We start from the raw sequence: 20,940 nt of genomic DNA, 5'->3' as shown, positions 1-20,940 counted from the left end.
GCAGGCGTGGCCCGCCTGCCGGCCATCACTCACGCGGACTCACGCTGCACGCCGGCAAGTCTCGCGACGACAGAATCGGCAACCGCGGAGCGTAGCCCGCTCGCAGACCCGCCCTGTTGCGACCACCACGGTCTTGAGGCTGCTGGCCGGCACCACCCCGCGATTGACGGGCGGGTGAATTGCCACGTCGCCACCGGCCCCGCCTCACTGTCCCACCGGACCGGCACAACCTGTCCAGTTGTGCGGCGCGAATAGCCGCGGCAGCCGGCAGAATTTGACGTCGGTGACGCCTGACTCGGGCGTCTTGGAGTGGCCTCGACGCGGCTGCCACGACACTCCAGAGACGCTGCAGGCGCAGAGGCTGCGGATCGAAGGGGGACAGTCGAACCCATGATGCGATGTCGCACAACGGTTCGTGTCACACTGGCCGCCCGCCTACCAGACACAATGAGCGAGATGAGACTTCGGGGGTTCTTTGCATGGATTCGGTAGCCCAACTACGGTCGTCCCTGCCCGCCGGCCTTTCCGCCCGCCCACCTGTGTTGGCGGACGCCGAGGCGGCCACCGAGATAGCGAACCGACAGTCACGTCATCTTGTCGGGGTCGACGACGCGTCCGTCGACCGCACGCTGACATGGTGGCAGGAGCCAACGCGCGACCTCAGCCGGGACAGCCTGCTCGTCACTGATGGCGATGGGGCAGTCCTCGCCTGGATCGACTATTCGGAGTACGAGCCGTTCGATCAGAACGAATACGACCTGGTGATCGATCCGTCCTGGGGTGACCGCGGCATCGAGGAGGCGCTGCTGAGATGGGTCGACAATCGGGCGCAGGAGTCGATCGAAAACGCGCCAACCGGGTCAGCAATAACGCTAGAGACGAGTGTCTGGGCAGAAAATACCGTCCATCTGGAGCGGCTGCTCCGGCGTGGCTACGTCACGACGCGCTATTGGGACCGGATGGAGATCACGTTCGAGGCGCCACCGAAACGTCCCGATCCGCCGGCCGGCGTCAGCTTTCGGACGGCTCGTGCGGACGAGATCGACGCGATCCACGCCGCCTGGGAAGATGCCCAGCAGGACGAGTTCGGCTTCGTCGGACTGAGCGACGAGCAGTTTCGCTATTACTTCGTCTCCGCCGAGCCGGGGTTCGACCCGTCACTCTGGTTTCTGGCTATCGACGACACGAGCGACGAGATCATCGGCTATGCCCTCGGCCGTATGGAGCGACCCGGCGATCCCGACTGCAGCCAGATTCGTTATGTCGCAGTGCGTCGCGCGTGGCGTCGAAAGGGCATCGCGTCGGCGCTACTGGGCTGGTCGTTCGCCGACTTCTATCAACGTGGGAGACGGCGCGTCAGCCTGGCTGTCGATTCCGAGAGCCCGACCGGGGCTCACCGCCTGTACGAGCGCGTCGGTATGCGTCCGACCTTGCGATCGGTGACGATGGTTCTGACGCTGAGGCCGGGTGACGCATCAGGCCAACCCGAGGCTGCGAGATCAGGGTGAGCATCACTCACGAAAGATCAACAATCAGCGGCGGCGGCTGCGAGGTCCCCGCGTTCGCGCGCAGGTCAGTTACGGACGACGACCCTCCATAGCGCGCTATCAGCATCCGGGGCCGTGAACCAGACCTCGTTGCCAACCCAAACCGGGTGCGCCGCGCCGGGGAGCTCGCTGGCAACATCGCGAATGACGCGCCCGTCACCGGATGCGATGAGAATGCGACCGTCGGCCCCGGTCGCGATCCAGCGGCTATCCGACGACCAGGAAAGCCCCGCTCCGATGCCCCCGCCGGCGATCTCGATCGGGCGGGTCAGATCGGTCAACGCCACGACGCTGACAGAATCTCTCAGCTCGCGATCGGCAGCGAAGGCGCGGTAGTGTCGCAGGCGATAGACCAGCTGACTGCCATCCGGACTCACCGCCATCTCCCGGACAACAACCCCCCGATCGCCGCCACGGCCACCGAGCCCGGTCAGCTGATCGACCTGCGCGTCGGCGCCGTCAACAACGACGCGGACGACCGTCGCCTGGCGCGGCATGCCACGATCCCAGTCATCGGGGCGAGCAAATAGCAGCGTGTGGTCGTCGAGCCAAGCGGCTGTGAGGGGGACACTGGGGATCGCGCCGGGCGGAGTCGACCATCGGGCGACAGCTCGCGAACCCTGCCCCCAACCCGCGATCCAGAGCGTGACATCGCCTCGCGCTTCGTCGACGACGAAGAACGACATCATCGCGGCGTTCGGCGACGCCAATGGTCGCTCATACCGGGCCATCGTGTTTTCCGCCAGACCGACCGGATCGAAATGCTGGAAGTCAATCGTGAAGATAATGTCCTCAGCGGTCGCAGCAAAGCCAGCCAGCCTGTTGGCCACGTCCGCAAATGGGACGACGCCGAGGATCGCGCGTCCACCGGGGAGCCAGGTCAGCTCCGTTGAGTCGCCGGCCACCTGCCGCCCGTCCTGCCGCGTGCGATCCCAGATGATCGGTATCTTCGCGTCGCTGTCGTAGAGAATCACGAAACGTCCATCGGGGGAGGTTGCACTGTCGGGGCTCGTCTGCAACGACCGTCGAACCAGGCGCACCGGCTCCGGCGCGGTGATCGTCGGCGCATCTCCAGTGCGCGAGGGCTCCGTCGTCGCAAAGCGCTCCTCGGGCAGCCAGGCCAGCAGGCTACGCGTCGAGTCGAGCCAGCCACCAACAACCCGACGCTGCCACGATGCATCGTAGGAGACCAGCGCAACGGAGCTATTCTCACCGGGATAGGATGTTCTGGCGTTGCCTGACAACAGATAGAACGGTTCGTGGATCGGTAGCAGCAGATGCCTGCCATCAGGCGACCAGAGCGGCATCATTGGCCAGCCGTCGCTCTCGGCCCCATCGAGCAGTTGTGACTCGCCGCTCGTCCGGTCGACCTTCCAGTAGGTGACCCCTGTCAGCGACCCGTCCCCTGCGGCAACGATGACGGTCTGTCCATCCCGCGTAACCGTGACGGGTGTCGCCACTGCGCCCAGCTCGCCCATGCGGACAAGCGTGGTGACCGACCCGGAACGATCGATCGCGACAATCGCCGGAAATTGACCGGAGTCTGGCGTTCCGGTGAATACCGACGCATAGATGGTCCCACTGTCCGGCGACCACACCAGCCCGGGATCGTTGGTGTCATAGCTCCATACCGGCGGACCCAGACCATCGGCGCTCACCGGGCGCACCGTCACGGTCAACCGCCCATTAGCCACATTACTGCCACCGATAACCGCGACCATCGCCCCGTCGGGCGCAGCGACCGCGTAACCGATGTCCCCACGGAGGAGCTCGCGAGTAACGCCGCTCGCGGCATCGACAGCCAACAAGACCGTTTCGCGTGTCAGTCGGGATCGATACGCTTCGATCGTCTCATCGGTCGCCCTCAACGGCCACTCCGCCATCAGCAGGGTCGTGCTATTCAGCCAGCCGAACGGCCAGCGATACGCGTCATCGCCGCCCCATTCATGTGTCGCGATCAGCACGCCGTCGAGATCGTAGATATCGACGTGAAATGCTCCTGAGAACGGCGCAGATGGCGCCTGTCGCACGAGTGCCAGCCGGCCACCATCTGGGGAGACCAACGGCCAGCGTTTGTTCTCGTTGTCAGACGGCACGACGCTTCGCATCTCACCAGTCCGCAGATTCCGCGCTTGAATCTGGCCCAACGATCCACTCGTCACCAGCCAGCCCGTAAGTGGCTGTCCGGGCAGTGGCGCGGCCAGGGCAGAAACCGGGGTGTGCGAAGGCGCGGTCAGGCGATCGAAGACCACGACGCCCACGACGACAACCAGTGCTGCAACTGCAACCAGGCCAGCCGGCAGGAGCAGCTCCGGCCGCAACCTCGTCGCACGATCGCGCGCGGGAGGGATACTGCCCAGCCCGACGGAGATCCGATCCATCTCGCTATGAATCAACGTATCGACCTGCCGCGACCGTTCGATCGCCTGGTTGCAGGAGCGACAGAAGCGCGCATGAGTAACGAGCGCTACCCGCTCGTCCGGGTCGGCCGACGGGTCGTCGTACTCGCCGATGGCCTCGGCGAATCGGTCGCAGGCTTCGCCGATGCGGCGATCCAGCGCCCGGCGACCGGCGAACAGGCTGGCGGCGACCTGCTCGGGCGTCGTATCGAGTAGTTGGGAGATGTCGAGCACGTCCAGCCCAAGCCCGACTCGCGCGATCAGCATGACCGCGTCATCAGGCCGGACTGCGCTGGAAGCGCCGATGGCAGTCGATTGGCCACGATCGCGCCACCAGGGGAGCCGCCGCAGCATGTGATCCAACACCAGCCGTGACCGTGCCGACCGGAGCAGCCGGCGCAGGCCGGCCTGGTCGTCCTCATCACGAATACGCCCGGCAAGCTCGTCCGCGACGCTGCCGGCAAACGCCAGCCGCAAGACAACTCGCAGTTGCGCCCCCATGTCGTCGGGCGGGGATGCGTCGGCAGACAATGGATCACGCTGTGTCATGCGTCTCCAGAGAACTGCGGATCAGATGCCGAGCGAACCCTGGCGAGGACCTGGATGCCACGAATCGCCAAGCCCGAGCGCATCGACCATCATTCGCGCGTTGACCACGGCGTAGTTCTGCATGTTGTTGTTGAAGATGACATGCACTTCACGAGCCTGCTGAGTCAACTGTTGGGCGACAGCGGCCAATTCGTCGATCTCATCCTGGTTATACAGGTAATTGAAGCGTTCGCCGGTCGTCTCGACCCGCTTATACCACGTCCCGGTGTTTCGCCCATGCATCCGAAGGTAGGCCAGACTTGCGTTTGTCACGGCCGGGACCAATGGCGCGGTGCCCGCGCCGACCTGCGGCGCATCGACCGTCACGTAGGAGAGGCGGAGAGCTCGCAGGAAGTCGAGCGTGCTCTCCTGTCGCGGCGGTGTCAGCCAACTGCGGTGACGGAACTCCACCAGGATCGGGTCGTCAGCCATCTGCTCGGCGCACCAGGCGATACGCTCGCGGTTTGTCTCGCTATCATCGAACCAGGGAGGGAACTGGAAGAGCACCGCGCCCAGCTTGCCCGCCTCGCGCAACGGCAGGTACGACGCGCGAAAAGCGTCGAAGATCTCGGGAGTCGCCTCCTGGTCGCGTTTGTGGCCGGTCAGAACACCATACGCTTTGACGTTGAAGATGAAGTCGTCCGGCGTTTTTTCGACCCACAGCCGGTAATTCCGCTCCGGCATGATGTGATAGTAGCTGGAGTTCACCTCGACCACTGAGAACTGCTGGGCGTAGTACGCGATCCGATCGCCAGGCTTCAGCCCCTTCGGGTAGAAGTCCTGGTGATCGGACCATGCCGCTGTCCCGACCCGGACGCGAGGAGGATCGGCTGCCATCGGGCTACTCCTCGGCCGGCGACTCAGTTTCGTCGGCGGCGGCAGCCACCTCGGCCTTGGTCGGCTTCCGGCGACGACGCACGGGCTTCGGCGCTTCAACGAGTGGCTCGACGTCCGCCACCGGCGCGACGACCGGCTCGGCCGGCGCATCGTGCCCCACGACGCTCGCGCTCTCGATAGCCTCGTCGGCCGGCGGATCCTCAGCGACCTTGGTCGGCTTCCGACGACGACGCACGGGCTTCGGCGCATCGTCTGGCGCTGCCTCGGGCGTTGGTTCGGCGCTCGCCTCTGGCTCTGGCGTCGCGTCTTCGGCCGGGGGTTCCGCGCTGGGCTTCGGTGCCTGACGCCGACGCCGGGTCGGCTTCGGTGTCGCGACGACGGATTCTGCGGGCGCTGGGTCGGGCAGCAGAACCGGATCGGGAGCGGGCTCCTCCTCCACGATCGACTCCCGCGGCGCCGAAAGCTCGGGGGCAGCCGGCTCATCCACTGGCTCGACTGCCACCAGAGGCTCCTCGCCGATGGTGTACGCTGGGGCCAGGTCATGATCCGGCGCGCTGTTGTCGACGGCTGCAGGCTGTTCCGACACGAGCCCATTTGCCTCGTCGCCCGGCTGTTCCGGCTCGGAGGCCGATGGCTGGAGATACCGCTGAGGGACTACTGCGCGCCAGGCTTCATCGAGTCCCTCGTCAGTCACGCCATAGAACATGTGAAGGTGGTCGTTGTGGCGATAGACGAGGTTATAGCGCACGTCGCCGCCGCGCGGCTTGTATGCCTTCCAGTACCCGCGGTCGCCATGCCAGGTGACTTCGTCCGCGCCCGCAGGATGGAGCTCGAGCTGTGTGATCGCGTAGCGCCACAGCCGCCGAGCCGAGTCACGGGTCACGTTATGGACGACCTTGAGATTCCTCAGGTCGCGCATCGCGTGATAGGTGACGTTATCGCTCTCGTGCGAATCCACGACTTCGACGCCAGTCCTCGGAAAGGGGACCTCTTCGCAGATAACGATGTCGCGCGTCGGGGGTGTCGGTTCGACGACCGGATGCGCTGGCTCTGGTTCGACCGCGAGGGACGGCGCGCCGTCCTCCATCGTCGGATCGACGCTCTCAACATCGATGACCGCATCCTCGGCAGTCAGCTCCTCGTGCTGCAGACGTGTCTGACCGCCTCGACCCCGGCCCCGTCGCCGCGAGCTGCGCGTCCGGGTCGGCTCGTGCGGGGCCTCAACCGCGGCGGGTGGCTCCGAAACGAGTTCGGGGAGCTCGCCGCGCTCGATCTTCATCCCGTCAACGACAAGCTGGACGATCTCATCGCGCATCGCGATGCTCGTCTCGCCCTCCTGGCGGACATAGATCGTGCTCGGGAGCACCGCGTAGGGCATATCATCGCCGGCCGGCACCTGGACGACGATGATCTTCTTCTGCTCGGTCTCCTGGATGTCGATGGTGCCGTTGATCTGGGGCGTGATGTATCGGGCCAGGTCTTCGGCGATCGCGCTGGCCTGTTCCGGCGCGTCTTCGACGCCCATCACAGGATCCTTTGACACGGCCGAGATGCCGACATAGATCGTTCCACCATTGCCGTTGGCGAAGGCGGCCGCGTCGCGGACGATCGGGCTGAGCCGGCCACGGCGCGCGGGCGCGATCTCGTGAAACGACTGGACGATTGTTTCGCCCTCGGCGCGCGCTACCCGGATGAAGTCATACGGGTCATGCGCCGGCCGGTATGGACGAACACGGTTGAAATTATCCGAGCGAAAGAGCTCCTTCAACGCCGCGAACGACACGTCGGTTAACAGCACTTCGGTCATCCGATCGCAGACGCCCAGATTGCTTTCCCGGTTTGGATCCCGGTTGAGCCGGTGAGCATCCGAGCCCTGGATAATGTGCATCCTGCGCGGGTATTCCGGCTTCGAGCCGTTGAAGAAGTGCGCCGTGCTGCGTCGACTGCTCGACTCCAGATCCGTCGCCTCCAGCGCGTCGATATAGGGGCTCTGGGTGAATGCGATCTTCGTCTGGCCACCAAATGGCAGGTTCTGCATCGCCACGCCGTGTGTCGAATTCACGTGCGCAGGGATGACGAGCGCGCCGAGGCGCGAGAGCGTCTCGTAGGCTGTGAGCACATCGACCGTCGCACCGACCTCACTGGTGCCCAGGTCGAGCCGATCTTCGGGGACATTCAACTCCAGAAGCGTGTGCTCGATCTGGCGGATCGATGTCCCTTCCGGAAAGATTGCAGTGATATGAAACCCAAACGTCGCGGTCAGCTCAAAGCCCGGCAGCACACGGAGGTGCCTGAGGATCCGGCGATAATCGCCGAGTCGTCGTTCCTCGACGGGGGACAAGCGTTCTAGCGCTTCGAGCAGTTCAAGGTCTTCGATTTCCCGCCACATGTTCGCATAACCACGGATCGTGTTGTGGTCGGTAAACGCAATTACGTCTGCGCCGCGCGCCTCGGCCTTCCGAAGGATATCCAGATAGGTGATATCCGGATCCTGGTAGTCGATCGAGCCGGGGGTATGAAGGTGCAGATCGATGCGCCGCCACGCCAATGCATGCTGATCACGCTGGCTGCGATCATCGGAGCGGGAGCGTCTGCTCCTGCTCAATAGTTGGACTTCCCTTCTCAACACCGTGAGGATCCCGGGGCAATATCATCCGGGATCGTGGGCGAAGATAACCGCCACACTGGCATCCATTGTATCAATCCGGCCAGTTGGCAACGGATCGACATCGCAAGCGGGATGCCAGTCTCGTGTTAGACTCGGAACGCCCACTTGCTGGCCCGTCTGCCGGCGGAGCGGCCGGGTTCGACGGCCGAACCGAACGAGGTGCTGGAAGTCCGCATGTCGATCTATCTCGTCCTCGATATTCTGCTCATTCTGCTGATTCTGCTCCTCACCCCGATTGGCTTCTGGCGCGGGCCGGTGAAGGAGCTGTTTGTCACGCTCGGGATCCTCTTCGGCGTGCTGATGTCCGACTATTGGGCACGCCCGTGGGGGAATGATCTCGCCGGCCTGACGACGCTGACGTCGGGCAGCGGCGCGTTCCTCGTCGCGATGATCTTCCTGATTACGTCAACCTTCATTCTCGGCTATGGGCTCGGCGCCACGCTGGCGCCGGCGCGTCACACAACCGCGACGCGAGTTCTGGGCGCCGGGGTCGCAGCGCTCAATGGCGCGCTGATTCTGTCGTTCACCCTGCAATATATCCGACTGTTTCTTCTCTCCGACGCCAACGAAGCGTCGCTCAACCGATCGATCGTGACTCGCGTGCTGCTCAACGACATCGGCTGGATCCTGCTGGCTGCAGCGATCATCGCGGTGCCAATCATCATCTACGCGCTTGCAACCGGGTACAGAGCCTATGCGCTTGATAGCGCCGGGCAGCGAGTCGCGCCGGCCTCAATGGCGCCGTTCGTGCCGACGCAGCCTTCGCACGCTGCCGCCCGCGATACGTCGTTGCCCCCGCGGGTCCCCCCGACGGCCGGCCCGGAGCATCCCGGGTATAAGGCCGAGCCAACTCCAGTTGTCCGGCCTGCCACTCGCGCGACTCGCCCACTCGTCGTGACTGAGCCGGTTCACACCAGCGTGCCGGAGATTCCCGTCGATCACTCCGACCAGATGAGTGACACCGATCCACATCTCGTCATCCCCAGCAACACACCCCAGATCGCGCGGGCCGCCACCGGAACTCCAGGGAATCAGCCTGTGCCCGACGAGCCCACCGACAAGTTGCCGGCCGGTTACGATCATTGCAGCACGTGCAACACCGTCCTCGGTCCGGGGATGTCGGTCTGCCCGAATTGCGGAACGCCGCGCAGCGCCTGACGGCCAGCATGCCGTAGCTCTCGATCGCCACGACGACCGAAGCCCGGTAGCGTCGCGCTCCGTGGGTCGAGCGACCAATGCCGCCCGTTCGGCAGCCCACCCCGTCCTCTGCCATTCTCCGTCCGGGTCGTGAATGACAGAACCTTGCAGGGACGCCCCGAGCTGGCGAACGAGCTTTGGATCGTCCGACGGGGATTGTCGGCGGTTGCCAGCGGCACTGGACAGCGGTGGTACACTACGAAGGTTGTGAGTGTGCACGCTCACCGTTCTTCATCGTGCACGGCTTGTGTTCCTCCTCAATCGCGCAGCGCGGAGGTCGTCGGGCGGTCAGTTCCGGCCCGACAAACACCAGACTCGTATCGAGCGCTGCGCAGAAATAAGGCACCATAATGACGGCTATGCTGACTCGCGAAGCGAGCGTCGCTTCGTTCGGCGACCTCAGGTTGCGCCCGGAGACGATCCAGGCGCTTACATCCATGGATATCACCACCCCGACACCGATCCAATCCCGCGCGCTCCGGCCGCTACTCGATGGACGTGACCTGATCGGACAGGCGAGGACCGGCTCAGGTAAGACGCTGGCCTTTGGCATCCCGGCGATTGAGCTGGCCGATCCACGCGCCCGCGAAATCCAGGTCCTTGTGCTGGTTCCAACGCGCGAGCTGGCGGTGCAGGTCGGCGGCGTGCTCGACGACCTCGGTCGCCGGCGAAATCTTTCGACCGTTCTGATCTTCGGAGGACGCGCAGCCGGCCCACAGATCGCGGCGCTGCGACGCGGTGCTCCGATTGTTGTCGGCACACCGGGACGCATCGTAGACCTGCTCAATCAGGGCGTCATGGACATCTCGCGCCTGAGGATGGTTGTCCTCGATGAGGCAGACGAGATGCTTGACCAGGGGTTCGCGCCGGACGTCGAACGAATCCTGAAGCGCGCGCCACGACAGCGCCAGACCGTGCTCTTCTCGGCAACCGTGCCCGGCTGGGTCGATGAGACATCGCGGACCTACCTTGATAATCCGATTCACGTCTCCGTCGACCCGCGTCCGGAGGACAGCGCCCCGATCGATCACGTGGCCTACGACATCCCAGACGGCGACAAGCTCACCGCGCTCCGCGATTTGCTCGACCACCGCGGCGATGGCTCAATCATCGTCTTCGGCCGGACCAAGCACGGGGTCAAGAAGCTGGCGCGCAAGCTTGAGGAAGACGGATACCCGGTCGGCGCGCTGCAAGGCAACCTCTCGCAGAATGCCCGCGACCGCGTGATGGAGGACTTTCGCAGCGGCAAGGTCCAGATCCTGCTGGCGACGAACGTCGCCGCGCGTGGTCTCGATATCACTAGCATCGACCAGGTCATCAACGTGGACTTGCCCGAGTCGCCGGAGCTTCTGACCCACCGCGTCGGCCGAACCGGCCGGATGGGGCGCAAGGGCCAGGCGATCACCCTGCTTGGGCCGGAGGACGGGCCGAAGTGGCGGCAGCTCGAGCGCGGCCTCGGCCGGCAGATCACCCGCGCAACGTGGCGCGGGGCGATCGCTGCCATGAGCGACAGCCCAACACCTGTCGCTCCCCGGACATCACGGCCGGCCGCGGCCATCCGTCGTGAGGAGCTGCCAGCGCGCCGAACGCCACAGCCGGCCGCAGTTCTGCGTCGCGAGGAGCCACAGGTCCGCCCGGCGACATCGACACGCCATGACATCGTCTGCAGCGCCTGCGGCCAGCGCGCGGAGGTGCCGTTCCAGCCGGATCCGAGCCGGCCAGTCTATTGCGCGGCCTGCTTCTCGCCCCGTCGCCGCCCACGGCGCTAGTCGCCCGTATCCGGGTCGTCGAACGCGCCGATCATCACCTCGTAGCGCCGCCGGTGGCGGATGTTGCGGTCACGCAGCAGCCGAGCGACATCGACGGCGCGAACCCGCTTGGGGCCGGGGGCCGGGTGATCGGCAAAATGCAGTGTCACTGGCAGATATCGACCGACGCGACCATCGCGAATCGCGTCGGCGATCTGATCGAGATCATTGATCCCGGGGATATCGGGGATCGTCACATCCGCCGCAGCCGCCGCGGGATCATGCTCGAGCCAGACGTAGATCAACCCCTCTGATGTCGATCGCTCGATTTCGCTCACCTGCCCACCTCCTCCTGCGCCGCCCATTACGCGGCTTGAATCGTGCTAGGATAGCCATTGGCCGCGTGCGGGTCGAACCCGAACGCCGCAAGCGTGGGGATACGGGCGATGTCGCCCTGTTGATACCGGAGTGGAGTCGGCTCGGCAACACGACACCCGGGTGTGCGTGTGACGGACCGGGTCCGGGACGAGAGGAACGACTGGCGTATGACAGCAGCAGCAGCCGGCCTTGAGGGTCTCGTTGTCGCGCAGACCCAACTAAGCTCGGTCAACGGCACCGAGGGCATCCTGACCTATCGCGGCTACAACATCAACGACCTCGCAGGGAACGTGCGTTTCGAAGAGGTTATGTACCTCCTCTGGTATGGCGCGCTGCCGACTCGCGTTCAGCTCGACGAACTGAGCAACAGTATCCACCATCATCGCCAACTCTCGAGCGACGTGTTGAATACGATCAGAGCGCTGCCACGGACTGGCGCGCCAATCGATTCACTGAAGGTCGGCGTCACCGCGCTGGGCATGGAGGATGCCAACCAGGATGATCTGAGCCACGAAGGATTGCGCGAGAAGGCGACCCGTCTTGCGGCGGCAATGCCGACCGTCCTTGCTGCCTACCAGCGCCTCCGCAATGGCCAGGAACCGATCGCTCCGGACACCGAACTCGGCACCGCCGCGAATTTCCTCTACATGGTCCGCGGCGAGAAGCCAACTCAAACACAGGCTGACGCATTCAACCTGTACCTGTGTCTGCTGGCCGAACACTCGATGAACGCCTCGACGTTCACTGCGCGCTCGACCATTTCCTCGACCTCCGATCTCTACTCAGCGGTCACCGCGGCGCTCGGCAGCCTGAAGGGCGTTGCCCACGGCGGCGCGAACATGATGGCGATGAACATGCTCCTCGAGATCCACGACCCCGCCAAGATCGAGGACTATGTGGATGAGTCACTGCGGATCAAGCGCCGGCTGATGGGCCTCGGCCATCGCATCTACAAGACTCGCGACCCGCGAGTGAATCATCTGATGAAGTGGTCCGAGAAGGTCGCCAACGAGGTCGGCGACACTCAGTGGTATCAGCTCGCCCACAACATGGAGCAGCTGACCAACCATCATCCGTACTTCACCGAGCGCAAGCTCTACCCGAATGTCGAGTTCTACTCGGCGCCACTGCTCTACAATCTCGGGTTCCCGCCGGATCTGATGCCAGCCGTCTTCGCGCTGTCGCGGATCGCCGGCTGGAGCGCAAATATCATGGAGCAGATGCAGGACAACCGGCTGATGCGCCCGCAGGCTGAGTATGTTGGCCCCGCGCACCAGGACTTCGTGCCGATCGACCAGCGCGGCTGATCTCGCAAACAACGACCGGACCGATGATAACGACGCGGCGCTCATTGCTCTGACCAGCGTGATGTGTCAGGTCGGCAGCCAGTCCCGTGTCTTGTCATGTATCGTCCAGAGGGCGCCCGCGCAGCCGAAGGATCTCCCTGCGTTCGACTGTATCCAGCCAGGGGAGATTCCTCGCTGCGGCTCGGAATGACAACGAGCGGTGGTGCCTGTCGCACCACAGCACCGGACACGTCACGCTGGTCGGGCCACTCAGTACAGTGACTAGCATGATGTGTCAGGTTGGCAGCCTCCCCGCACCTTGTCATCCTGAGGCCGCAGCCGAAGGATCTCTCCTGCGTCTGAATGCATCCAGCATGAGGAGATGCTTCGCTGAGGCTCAGCATGACAAACGGCCGGGGTGGCTGTCGCACCACAGTACAGGACACATCACGCTAGTCGCTGTACTCATGGCGCCGCGTCGTTATCTATGTCACTCAACAGTGCTGGTTGATCAGGGGCTCGACGGGGTTGGCTCTGCAGCCGGAACGGTCGGCGTCGGGTCATCGGCCGGCGGCGTGGGATCGTCGGCAGCAGGCGGCTGATAGACAGGTGTCGGCGCCGGGATGGTGACATTCGGACCCACCAGCGTCACGTTGCGAGACGGCTGATAGTAGCTATTGAACGTCGTCTCGTCGATGACGTTGCCGTCCTTATCCTTGACAACACGATGAATCGCGGCACTGAAGCCATCCTCGGCGTGCTCGACGAAAATCTGCTCGCCGGGTCCGAGCTGATCGCTCGGCTGGTACACCATCGTCGGGTCAGCTCTCACAACGCTTGAGATGACCGGATCATCAACATGCACCTGCCAGCCCTGGCTTGTACCCCACAGCTCGACCGTCAACCACTCGCCATCGGTCACTGCGCGGACGGCGAGCCAACTATTTGTCGGATTGTAGAACGTGAAGTCGAGACCGTAGTCCGGGTCAACCGTGGCGTCGAGGCCCGTCATGCCGCCGGGGCCATTGCCGTAGTTCGGGATCCAGTACAGGTGCCAGTTGCGAGTGCCGATCGGCATTCCAGCCCAGAACGCTGACTGGAAAACGGTCGTCGAGACTTGGCAGATACCCCCAGCAACCGACGGCACCGTCCGCGGCACTCCGTTTTCGCCCGCGACGATTCCGAAGCCCACCTGATAGCCATCATCGAGGGTTGCCGTGCCGCCGATGGCGTTGTTGAAGCTGAACGTGCCACCCGGCGCGATCAGCGCGCCGTTGACCGCCGCTGCCGCCACCTCAACGTTCGTGGCCCGGTTGTGGCTGGAGCTTCCGTAATATGTCGATGCGCTGCCCAGAACCTCGTGGATGACGATTGCCGAATCCCCCGCGGCGGGGTCCTTCTGCTCGTCGACGATAAGCGCCGTCCGGCCTTCCCCACCAAGCGTATTGCGCGTGATCGCGCGCACGCTGGCAGCAATATCGACCGACCGACCCGGCAGGGCGCCCTCGGGCGCAACGATCGCGCCGCCCTTCCAGCGGTATCCTGTCGCAGGTCGGCTAACACCGCGCGCGACCGGCTCGACGACCTTGAACATCGCCTCCTGATCGACGGTCAGGGACTGCGTCGTCGGATCCATTCGCAGGGTTCCCGCAAACGCGACGCCGTCCAGTGTCTGCTCGCCATCTGGCCAGGTTACGACCATGCCACGGTCGGCGATGTCGTTAGCGCGACCGAGCAGTGGATCGAGGGTTGCTGTCGTGATCTTTGGCGTCGCCTCGTTCACGACGAGCGCGACCTGGTGCTGACCGCCGAGCAGTGACTGCTGCAACGCGAGGCGACTGGCGCGCACGTCGAGATCGCGAGACGATAGTTCGGGATCGATACGAAATCTGCCATCGTCACCGAGAACGATTGTCGCGTCCTTCATCTCACGGTGAATGGCCGGCGAGAGCGTGTCCAGCATCGAATCCATGACCAGCGGGTTGAGCGCGAGACGCTTGTCGCGGACGGTGATCGCGGTGGCGAGCGCTTCCGGAGTGATCGTCCAGTATTGGCCGGAATCGGAAAGGTAGACAGTCTCACTCAGCGCCTGGATGGCCGGATCGGTGATTGCTTGCAGGGCGGCTGTCGTCGTTGTTGGCTTCACGGTGATGATGCGCGCCTCAATCGGGACGACCTTCAGACCGTTGATCGCCGCGCGGAGCTGGCGCTCGACATCCCGTGAATCCACGCCGGTTCCTGCCGAGGATGGATTGATCGAGAGCGCGTTCCCCTGCAACGAGAAGCTGGCATCAACCGGCGCAACAACCGACCCCTCGCTGAGTGCCGAGAGTACTTGTGCAAGCCGGGTCGGATCGTAACTGTAAACTGGCGCGATATCGACGCCGATAGTATGCGCAGCCAACCGCTCGGCGGCCGCGCCGAACGTGCCACCGCGGCCGACGCCGAGGGCTCGCGCATAGGTCGCGGACGAATCGAAGCGCAGACCGAGATCAGCCGGGTCGACCTCGGCGGTTCGACCATCGAGGCGGAAGGTCAACGGTCGTTGCTGGAACGCTGCGAATCGCGAATTCAGCTCGGAGGTCACCTGTGTCTGGCTTCCGCCCGACAGTTCGGCCCCGCCAACCCGGACGCCCTGTTCGATCTCACTCCCGCGGGGCGGCAGCCCGGCGATCATTCCGCTGACGAGCAGCAGTGCCGCCGGAATCGCCAGCAGGATCAACGCCCGCGCCGCGATGCGCGCTCGCTGGGCGCCGCCGGCGTCCCGTCCGGTCGATACATGCTCGTCGGGAGAGAAACGAAAGGGCCAACCGAACGTGGTCGGCCGCTGATCTCGTACGATACTCAATAGTAAGCTCGCGTCTCGTCGTCTAGCGGTCTCCGTCATCCACTGCCCGGGCAGCTTCGTGGTGACGACAACGGCAGGGCGCCGCGCAATAAACAGCAGGCACGCTGCCATGCGACGCGGCCCGTGTAGTGTGCCATACCCGGTCGGGCGGCTGCCCCGGCATCGAGACGCGCGATACCATGTGGGGGAGATCGAAGGATGAACGGGATCGAGGAAACATGACCGAGGCGCGCATCTCGTCGGAAACTGTATTCGCCGGAAAGCTCCTCCGCGTCCGGGTCGATCGGGTCGAGCTTCCCTCCGGCAGGATCGGCGTCCGCGAGGTAGTCGAGCATCCGGGCGCGGTCGCGATTCTGCCTGTGATGGATGACGGCACACTGGTGCTGGTCCGGCAATTTCGGTACGCAGCCGGCCGAGGCCTGCTCGAGACGCCGGCCGGCACCCGCGAACCGGGCGAAGATCCGCGCGAGACCGCGATCCGCGAGCTTCGCGAGGAGGTCGGGTTTGAGGCTGGCTCAGTCGAGCCGCTCGTTCGCTTCTTCATCAGCCCCGGCTGGTGCAACGAAGAGCTGATTGCCTATCGGGCGACCGGGCTGCGCGAAGTCGGCGCAGCGCCGGAGATGGATGAGCAGATCGAGATCGTCCGGGTGAGCGTAGAAGATGTTCCCGAGCTGATTGCCTCCGGCGAGATTTGCGACGCCAAGACAATCACCGCGATCTTCGCGCACCTTCGAGGCTGAGGCGGAAGAGGCAACGCAACATGGATACGCCAGCGACACTGCTCGATTTGACCGGACGCCGCGCTCTTGTCACCGGCGCGGCGGCAGGGATCGGTCGGGCTATCGCCCTGCTGTTCGCCAGCGCCGGGGCGGACTTGCTGCTGGTCGATCGCGACGAGCAGGGTATCGAGGCACTCGCCGCCGAGCTTCGGGCGCTCGGGCGTTCCGTCGATACTCTCCCTGCCGATCTCGGCGACGCCAGCGCTATCGACGCCATCTGGGCACGAATCGACACCGAGGGTTCTTTGCCCGACACACTGGTGAACAACGCCGGCATCTACCCGTTCCGCGATTTCCTCGATATCGACGCCGAATTCCTGCGGAAAGTCTCAGCTGTCAACATGGAATCCGCTCTCTGGATGTGCCAGCACTTCATCCGGCGGCGGCAACGAGCAGGAGGGGTGATCATCAACGTGTCGTCGATCGAGGCCCTCCTGCCGTTCACCGAGCACCTCGCCGCCTACAGCATGAGCAAGGCCGGCGTCATTGCGTTGACACGATCGCTCGCGCGCGACTATGGACGCCGCCAGTTTCGCGTCAACGGAATCCTCCCCGGCGCGATCCGCACGCAGGGCACCGAGCGGTTGATGCGTGACGCGATCTTGCGCCCGCGGGTCAAGAGCTTTCGAACCGGCATCGACTTCCAATCGCGACTTCCGGCCGGTCACTGGGGCCGGCCGGAAGATGTCGCGCGAGTCGCGTTGTTTCTTGCGTCAGATCTATCGAGCTACATCTACGGCGCGATGATCCCGGTCGATGGCGGATTCCTCTCCGCCTGAGTGTCAGGTGGTGAAGATCTCTCTGAGCGCAATATCCCGGCGGCAGAACGCTCCCTCAAACCCAATCGCGCCTGCCGTCGCGTAGGCGAGTTCGCGGGCGTCTGCCATATCCGCGCCGCAGCCGACAGCGGTCACAACACGGCCGCCGGCAGTGACCGTCGCGTCGCCGGCCCGGGCCGTGCCAGCATGGAAGGCGATGCCACCTTCGGGGAGCCGATCGAGGCCGTGGATTGCGTGGCCATTCGTATACGCGCCCGGGTATCCCCCGGCGGCAACGACAATGCCAACACATGCGCCGGAGCGCCAGGCGGGAGGCGCTAGCTCGGCCAGCCGGCCGGCGGCGGTTGCAGCGCAGAGCTCGGCCAGATCTGCGTCCAGCAGCGGGAGAATTACCTGCGTCTCGGGATCACCGAAGCGACAGTTGAACTCGATTACCTTCGGGCCGGCGTCGGTCAGCATCAGGCCGGCGTAGAGGACACCCCGGTAGTCGATCCCACGCGCCGCCATCCCGCGGACGACAGGCCCAATAATCTCACTGACGATCCGCTCGGACATCGCCGCGTCGACCAGCGCTGTCGGGCTATACGCCCCCATGCCGCCAGTGTTCGGTCCCTCGTCGCCGTCATACGCTCGCTTGTAATCACACGCCGGGATGAGTGGGACGACGGTGTCGCCATCGACGAACGCCAGAAACGAGACCTCGGGACCGACGAGGCACTCCTCGATGAGGACACGTGACCCGGCGTCGCCAAGGGCGTGCTCGTCCAGCATCGAGCGGAGAGCCGCCGCCGCCTCTGCGTGCGTCTGGCAAACGATGACACCCTTGCCGGCTGCCAACCCGTCCGCCTTGACGACGACCGGCCCGGGCATTTTCTCCAGCTCAATCAGCGCAGCCGGAAGAGAGTCGCAGGCAACGCCACGGGCGGTCGGCACGCCGTGCTCGACCATGAGATCCTTCGCCCAGGCTTTACTGCTCTCGATCCGCGCGCCAGCCGCGCCAGGGCCGAAGACCGCGCGCCCGCGTTCGCGTAGCTCGTCGGCAAGGCCGGCCGCCAGCGGCGCTTCCGGCCCGACCACGACAAGGTCGATGTCGCGCTCCTCGACCGCAGCCACGAGCCCGGGGATGTCGGTAACCGCGATATCGAGGCTCTCTGCCAGCCCCCGCAGGCCGGCGTTGCCCGGCGCGACCAGCAGCTCTCCGACCCGGCTACTCTGGGCCAGCTTCCAGACGAGCGCGTGTTCGCGCGCGCCCGACCCGACGACCAGGATGCGCATCTGAGATCGTGGACGCTGCACTGCTACTCCCACTCAATCGTGCTCGGCGGCTTACTGGAGATATCGTAAACAACGCGGTTGATGCCCTGAACCTCGTTGATGATCCGCGAGGACATCCGCGCCAGCAGATCGTGGGGCAACCGCGCCCAGTCGGCGGTCATCGCGTCCTCGCTGGTGACTGCCCGGATGGCGCAGACCTTCGCGTACGTGCGGTAGTCACCCATGACCCCGGTAGATTGCACCGGCAACAGAACAGCAAAGTACTGCCAGACGTCGTCGTCCAGTTCAGCCGCTTCGATCTCCTGCCGGACGATCGCGTCGGCGCGCCGCAGGATCGCGAGATCCTCCTCGGTGATCTCACCCAGCAACCGGACGGCCAGTCCCGGCCCGGGAAACGGCTGGCGCTCGACGATGTCGCGCGGCAGGCCGAGCGCCCTGCCGACCTCGCGGACCTCGTCCTTGAAGAGGAAGCGCAGGGGCTCAATCAAGTCGAACGCCAGATCCTCCGGCAGCCCGCCGACGTTGTGGTGCGTCTTGATCTTGTGCGCGGCCTTGTTATCGGGCGTGGCCGACTCAATGACATCCGGATAGAGGGTGCCCTGGGCGAGAAAGCGGAATGGCTTTGTCCCGCTCTGCTCGACGGCAGCACGCTCGAAGACGCGGATGAACTCATCGCCGATCGTCTTGCGCTTCTCCTCCGGGTCCGTCACACTCCTCAGCCGGCCAAGAAACCGGTCGGTCGCGTCCACGTAGACCAGGTTCATCCCGAAGTGCCGGCCGAATACCTCCTGAACCATCTCCGCTTCGCCCTCGCGGAGCAGCCCGTTGTTCACGAACACGGGCGTCAGTCGGTCACCGATCGCGCGGTGGATGAGCGCGGCAGCGACAGATGAATCGACACCGCCTGAAAGCGCCAGCAGCACTCGATCGTCTCCTACGCGGTGGCGAATATCTGCGATGGTTGCGTCGATAAACGACCCAGAAGTCCAGTTGCCGGTGCAGCCACAAATATCGAACAGGAAGTTCCGGATCATCATCCGACCGAGTGGCGTATGGGCAACCTCGGGATGGAACTGGACGCCGACACGGGTCGCGACTCCCATCGCCGCCATCGGGGAGGCGGGGCTTACGGCCAACGGCTCCCAACCGTCCGGGACCTGCTCGATCCGGTCTCCATGGCTCATCCAGACATCGAACTCGGCCGGCAGGTCGCGGAACAGCGCGTGCTCGGCGACGCGCTGGACGCGGGCGGGGCCGAACTCGCGGTGGTCGCTCGGCGCCACTCGTCCGCCCAGCGCGTGAGCAAGCGCCTGCATCCCATAGCAAATGCCGAGGATCGGCAGGCCGCTGCCGATGACCCAGTCTGGCAGTTGCGGCGCGCCCTCGGCATAGACACTCTCCGGCCCGCCGGAGAGGATGATCCCCTTCGGCTTCAGCCTGTCGAGCACTGTCGCGTCGGCGTCGTACGGTACCAGCTCGCAATAGACATTCGCCTCACGGACACGACGAACAATCACCTGAGCGGTCTGGCTGCCGAAGTCGATGACAATCGCCGTATCGACCTGCGTCGGCGACTCCTTGAGGAGCCTCTCAGCGGCGGTCTCTGCCTGGATAGTAGCGCCTTCGGCCTGGTTCACACTGACTCCTCTACGGTCGGACGCGGATCACAGGTTGTCGGTGGAATTGTACCGATGGCCGGCCAGACCGAGGATGGGCGCCACCGAGCCCTAATGTCGGGCGAGCAACAACGGCTGGATCCCGGCAGACAGGGCAGTCCTCCTCACGCATCAGGGGGCGACGCGCGGCCAGGCAGCGAGCGTGGGGCCATTGGCCCGCAGCCAGCGTCGATGCTCACGGTACCGTGGACAGAGCGTCTCAACGGTCGCCCAGAAGCGCGGAGAGTGATTCATCTCGCGGAGGTGGGCAACTTCGTGAGCAACGACGTAGTCGAGCACCTCCATCGGCGCCATCACCAACCGCCAGGATAGATTCAGGTTGCCCTTCGAGGAGCAGCTTCCCCAACGTGACCGCGTGTCCTTGATCGCAAGCCGGCCGAACGTTACGCCCAGCGTGGCGGCATGCGCGCTAGCGCGTTCGCCGCTCAGCCGGCGAGCCTCGGCGCGATACCAACGTTCGACCACATCCAGGCCGGCGGCTACTGGAAGCACAAGCTCATCGCCTATTCGTCGCGTGCGTCCTGCGCGGATGAGCCGGATGCGGAGCGGCCCGCCAAGGTAGGGAATCGCGACGCCATCGGCGATCGTCAGGAGCGGCGCGGACCGCGGCAGCATCGCAAGCTGGCGGAGGATCCAATCTCGCTCGCGGCGGGCGAACACAAGCGCGTCGTCGCGAGTTGCGCCGCGCGGAACGACGATCTCCAGGCCGATCTCCGGCAACACCCGCAGCCGCAGCCGACGCGCGCGATCGCTCGGGCGGATCGTCACCGGAACCTCGCGACCGTCGAGAACTATCACTGCGCGCGTGACACCGGATTCCTTGGTGGAGTGCATGGTGGAGCATTCTCCGCTGGATTGGCTGTCGTTGACGCCACAAAACAGACCGGCACGACCGCACAGTCGATGCGGTCAGGGTTGACGCGGGGGCAGAGGAG

The 20,940-nt window shown here is 64.8% G+C and carries 14 protein-coding genes; 6 read left to right on the top strand and 8 right to left on the bottom strand.

The features are described from left to right. Positions 1-479: 479 nt before the first annotated feature. The gene (locus V9F06_04095; GenBank protein MEI2616813.1) at positions 480-1,508 is read left to right on the top strand and encodes a GNAT family N-acetyltransferase; all 1,029 of its coding nucleotides are present in this window, start codon (positions 480-482) and stop codon (positions 1,506-1,508) included. Positions 1,509-1,573: 65 nt separating this feature from the next. On the opposite strand, the gene V9F06_04090 is transcribed toward V9F06_04095, so the two are convergent. The 3 genes from V9F06_04090 to V9F06_04080 are packed head-to-tail and all read right to left on the bottom strand — an operon-like array spanning position 1,574 to position 7,976. Next, positions 1,574-4,495, bottom strand: a complete 2,922-nt coding sequence (locus tag V9F06_04090; GenBank protein ID MEI2616812.1) for a hypothetical protein — start codon at positions 4,493-4,495, stop codon at positions 1,574-1,576. Positions 4,496-4,516: 21 nt separating this feature from the next. Then, positions 4,517-5,371, bottom strand: coding sequence for a DUF72 domain-containing protein (locus V9F06_04085; GenBank protein ID MEI2616811.1), 855 nt, complete (start codon positions 5,369-5,371; stop codon positions 4,517-4,519). A 4-nt stretch (positions 5,372-5,375) separates the two neighbouring features. Then, a complete protein-coding gene (locus V9F06_04080; protein ID MEI2616810.1) occupies positions 5,376-7,976 on the bottom strand; it encodes an RNA-binding domain-containing protein in 2,601 nt (866 codons plus the stop codon). Positions 7,977-8,144: 168 nt separating this feature from the next. On the opposite strand from V9F06_04080, the gene V9F06_04075 reads away from it, so the two are divergent. Both V9F06_04075 and V9F06_04070 read left to right on the top strand, forming a co-directional pair. Next, a complete protein-coding gene (locus tag V9F06_04075) occupies positions 8,145-9,197 on the top strand; it encodes a CvpA family protein (GenBank protein MEI2616809.1) in 1,053 nt (350 codons plus the stop codon). 389 nt (positions 9,198-9,586) lie between these two features. Then, complete coding sequence (locus V9F06_04070; protein MEI2616808.1) at positions 9,587-11,005, top strand: DEAD/DEAH box helicase; 1,419 nt, start codon at positions 9,587-9,589, stop codon at positions 11,003-11,005. Here V9F06_04070 and V9F06_04065 read toward each other — a convergent pair. Beyond that, positions 11,002-11,322 carry a hypothetical protein gene (locus tag V9F06_04065; protein ID MEI2616807.1) on the bottom strand — a complete coding sequence of 107 codons (321 nt, stop codon included), beginning with the start codon at positions 11,320-11,322 and terminating at the stop codon, positions 11,002-11,004. The genes V9F06_04070 and V9F06_04065 overlap by 4 nt on opposite strands. Before the next feature lie 207 nt (positions 11,323-11,529). Here V9F06_04065 and V9F06_04060 point away from each other — a divergent pair, with 207 nt between their 5' ends. Then, positions 11,530-12,669: a citrate/2-methylcitrate synthase gene (locus tag V9F06_04060; protein ID MEI2616806.1), complete on the top strand. Its 1,140-nt coding sequence runs from the start codon at positions 11,530-11,532 to the stop codon at positions 12,667-12,669. 490 nt (positions 12,670-13,159) lie between these two features. Here the strand turns inward: V9F06_04060 and V9F06_04055 are convergent, their stop codons facing one another. After that, positions 13,160-15,496, bottom strand: coding sequence for a VanW family protein (locus V9F06_04055; GenBank protein MEI2616805.1), 2,337 nt, complete (start codon positions 15,494-15,496; stop codon positions 13,160-13,162). Between the two features lie 218 nt (positions 15,497-15,714). Between V9F06_04055 and V9F06_04050 the strand changes: the two genes are divergently transcribed. Together V9F06_04050 and V9F06_04045 are read left to right on the top strand one after the other, a co-directional pair. Continuing rightward, complete coding sequence (locus V9F06_04050; GenBank protein ID MEI2616804.1) at positions 15,715-16,236, top strand: NUDIX hydrolase; 522 nt, start codon at positions 15,715-15,717, stop codon at positions 16,234-16,236. A 20-nt stretch (positions 16,237-16,256) separates the two neighbouring features. Then, the gene (locus V9F06_04045; protein ID MEI2616803.1) at positions 16,257-17,054 is read left to right on the top strand and encodes an SDR family NAD(P)-dependent oxidoreductase; all 798 of its coding nucleotides are present in this window, start codon (positions 16,257-16,259) and stop codon (positions 17,052-17,054) included. Positions 17,055-17,057: 3 nt separating this feature from the next. Here the strand turns inward: V9F06_04045 and purD are convergent, their stop codons facing one another. The 3 genes from purD to V9F06_04030 form a co-directional block, all read right to left on the bottom strand. Continuing rightward, on the bottom strand, positions 17,058-18,329 hold the full coding sequence (purD, locus tag V9F06_04040) for a phosphoribosylamine--glycine ligase (GenBank protein MEI2616802.1): 1,272 nt from the start codon (positions 18,327-18,329) through the stop codon (positions 17,058-17,060). Between the two features lie 23 nt (positions 18,330-18,352). Then, the gene (gene guaA / locus V9F06_04035) at positions 18,353-19,966 is read right to left on the bottom strand and encodes a glutamine-hydrolyzing GMP synthase (GenBank protein MEI2616801.1); all 1,614 of its coding nucleotides are present in this window, start codon (positions 19,964-19,966) and stop codon (positions 18,353-18,355) included. Positions 19,967-20,116: 150 nt separating this feature from the next. Further along, a complete protein-coding gene (locus V9F06_04030; GenBank protein ID MEI2616800.1) occupies positions 20,117-20,839 on the bottom strand; it encodes a SprT family zinc-dependent metalloprotease in 723 nt (240 codons plus the stop codon). Positions 20,840-20,940: the final 101 nt, after the last annotated feature.

It is taken from the genome of Thermomicrobiales bacterium (assembly GCA_037045155.1).
Lineage (GTDB): Bacteria > Chloroflexota > Chloroflexia > Thermomicrobiales > CFX8 > JAMLIA01.
The sequence above is the reverse complement of the archived record's forward strand: the minus strand, read 5'-3'. Positions and strand labels throughout refer to the sequence as shown.

Excerpts from the sequence above, each read along its gene's own strand:
- V9F06_04095 (MEI2616813.1), top strand. The coding sequence starts at position 480 with ATGGATTCGGTAGCCCAACTACGGTCGTCCCTGCCCGCCGGCCTTTCC.
- purD (MEI2616802.1), bottom strand. The coding sequence starts at position 18,329 with ATGCGCATCCTGGTCGTCGGGTCGGGCGCGCGCGAACACGCGCTCGTC.
- V9F06_04070 (MEI2616808.1), top strand. The coding sequence starts at position 9,587 with ATGACGGCTATGCTGACTCGCGAAGCGAGCGTCGCTTCGTTCGGCGAC.
- V9F06_04085 (MEI2616811.1), bottom strand. The coding sequence starts at position 5,371 with ATGGCAGCCGATCCTCCTCGCGTCCGGGTCGGGACAGCGGCATGGTCC.
- V9F06_04030 (MEI2616800.1), bottom strand. The coding sequence starts at position 20,839 with ATGCACTCCACCAAGGAATCCGGTGTCACGCGCGCAGTGATAGTTCTC.
- V9F06_04060 (MEI2616806.1), top strand. The coding sequence starts at position 11,530 with ATGACAGCAGCAGCAGCCGGCCTTGAGGGTCTCGTTGTCGCGCAGACC.
- V9F06_04090 (MEI2616812.1), bottom strand. The coding sequence starts at position 4,495 with ATGACACAGCGTGATCCATTGTCTGCCGACGCATCCCCGCCCGACGAC.
- V9F06_04050 (MEI2616804.1), top strand. The coding sequence starts at position 15,715 with ATGACCGAGGCGCGCATCTCGTCGGAAACTGTATTCGCCGGAAAGCTC.
- V9F06_04045 (MEI2616803.1), top strand. The coding sequence starts at position 16,257 with ATGGATACGCCAGCGACACTGCTCGATTTGACCGGACGCCGCGCTCTT.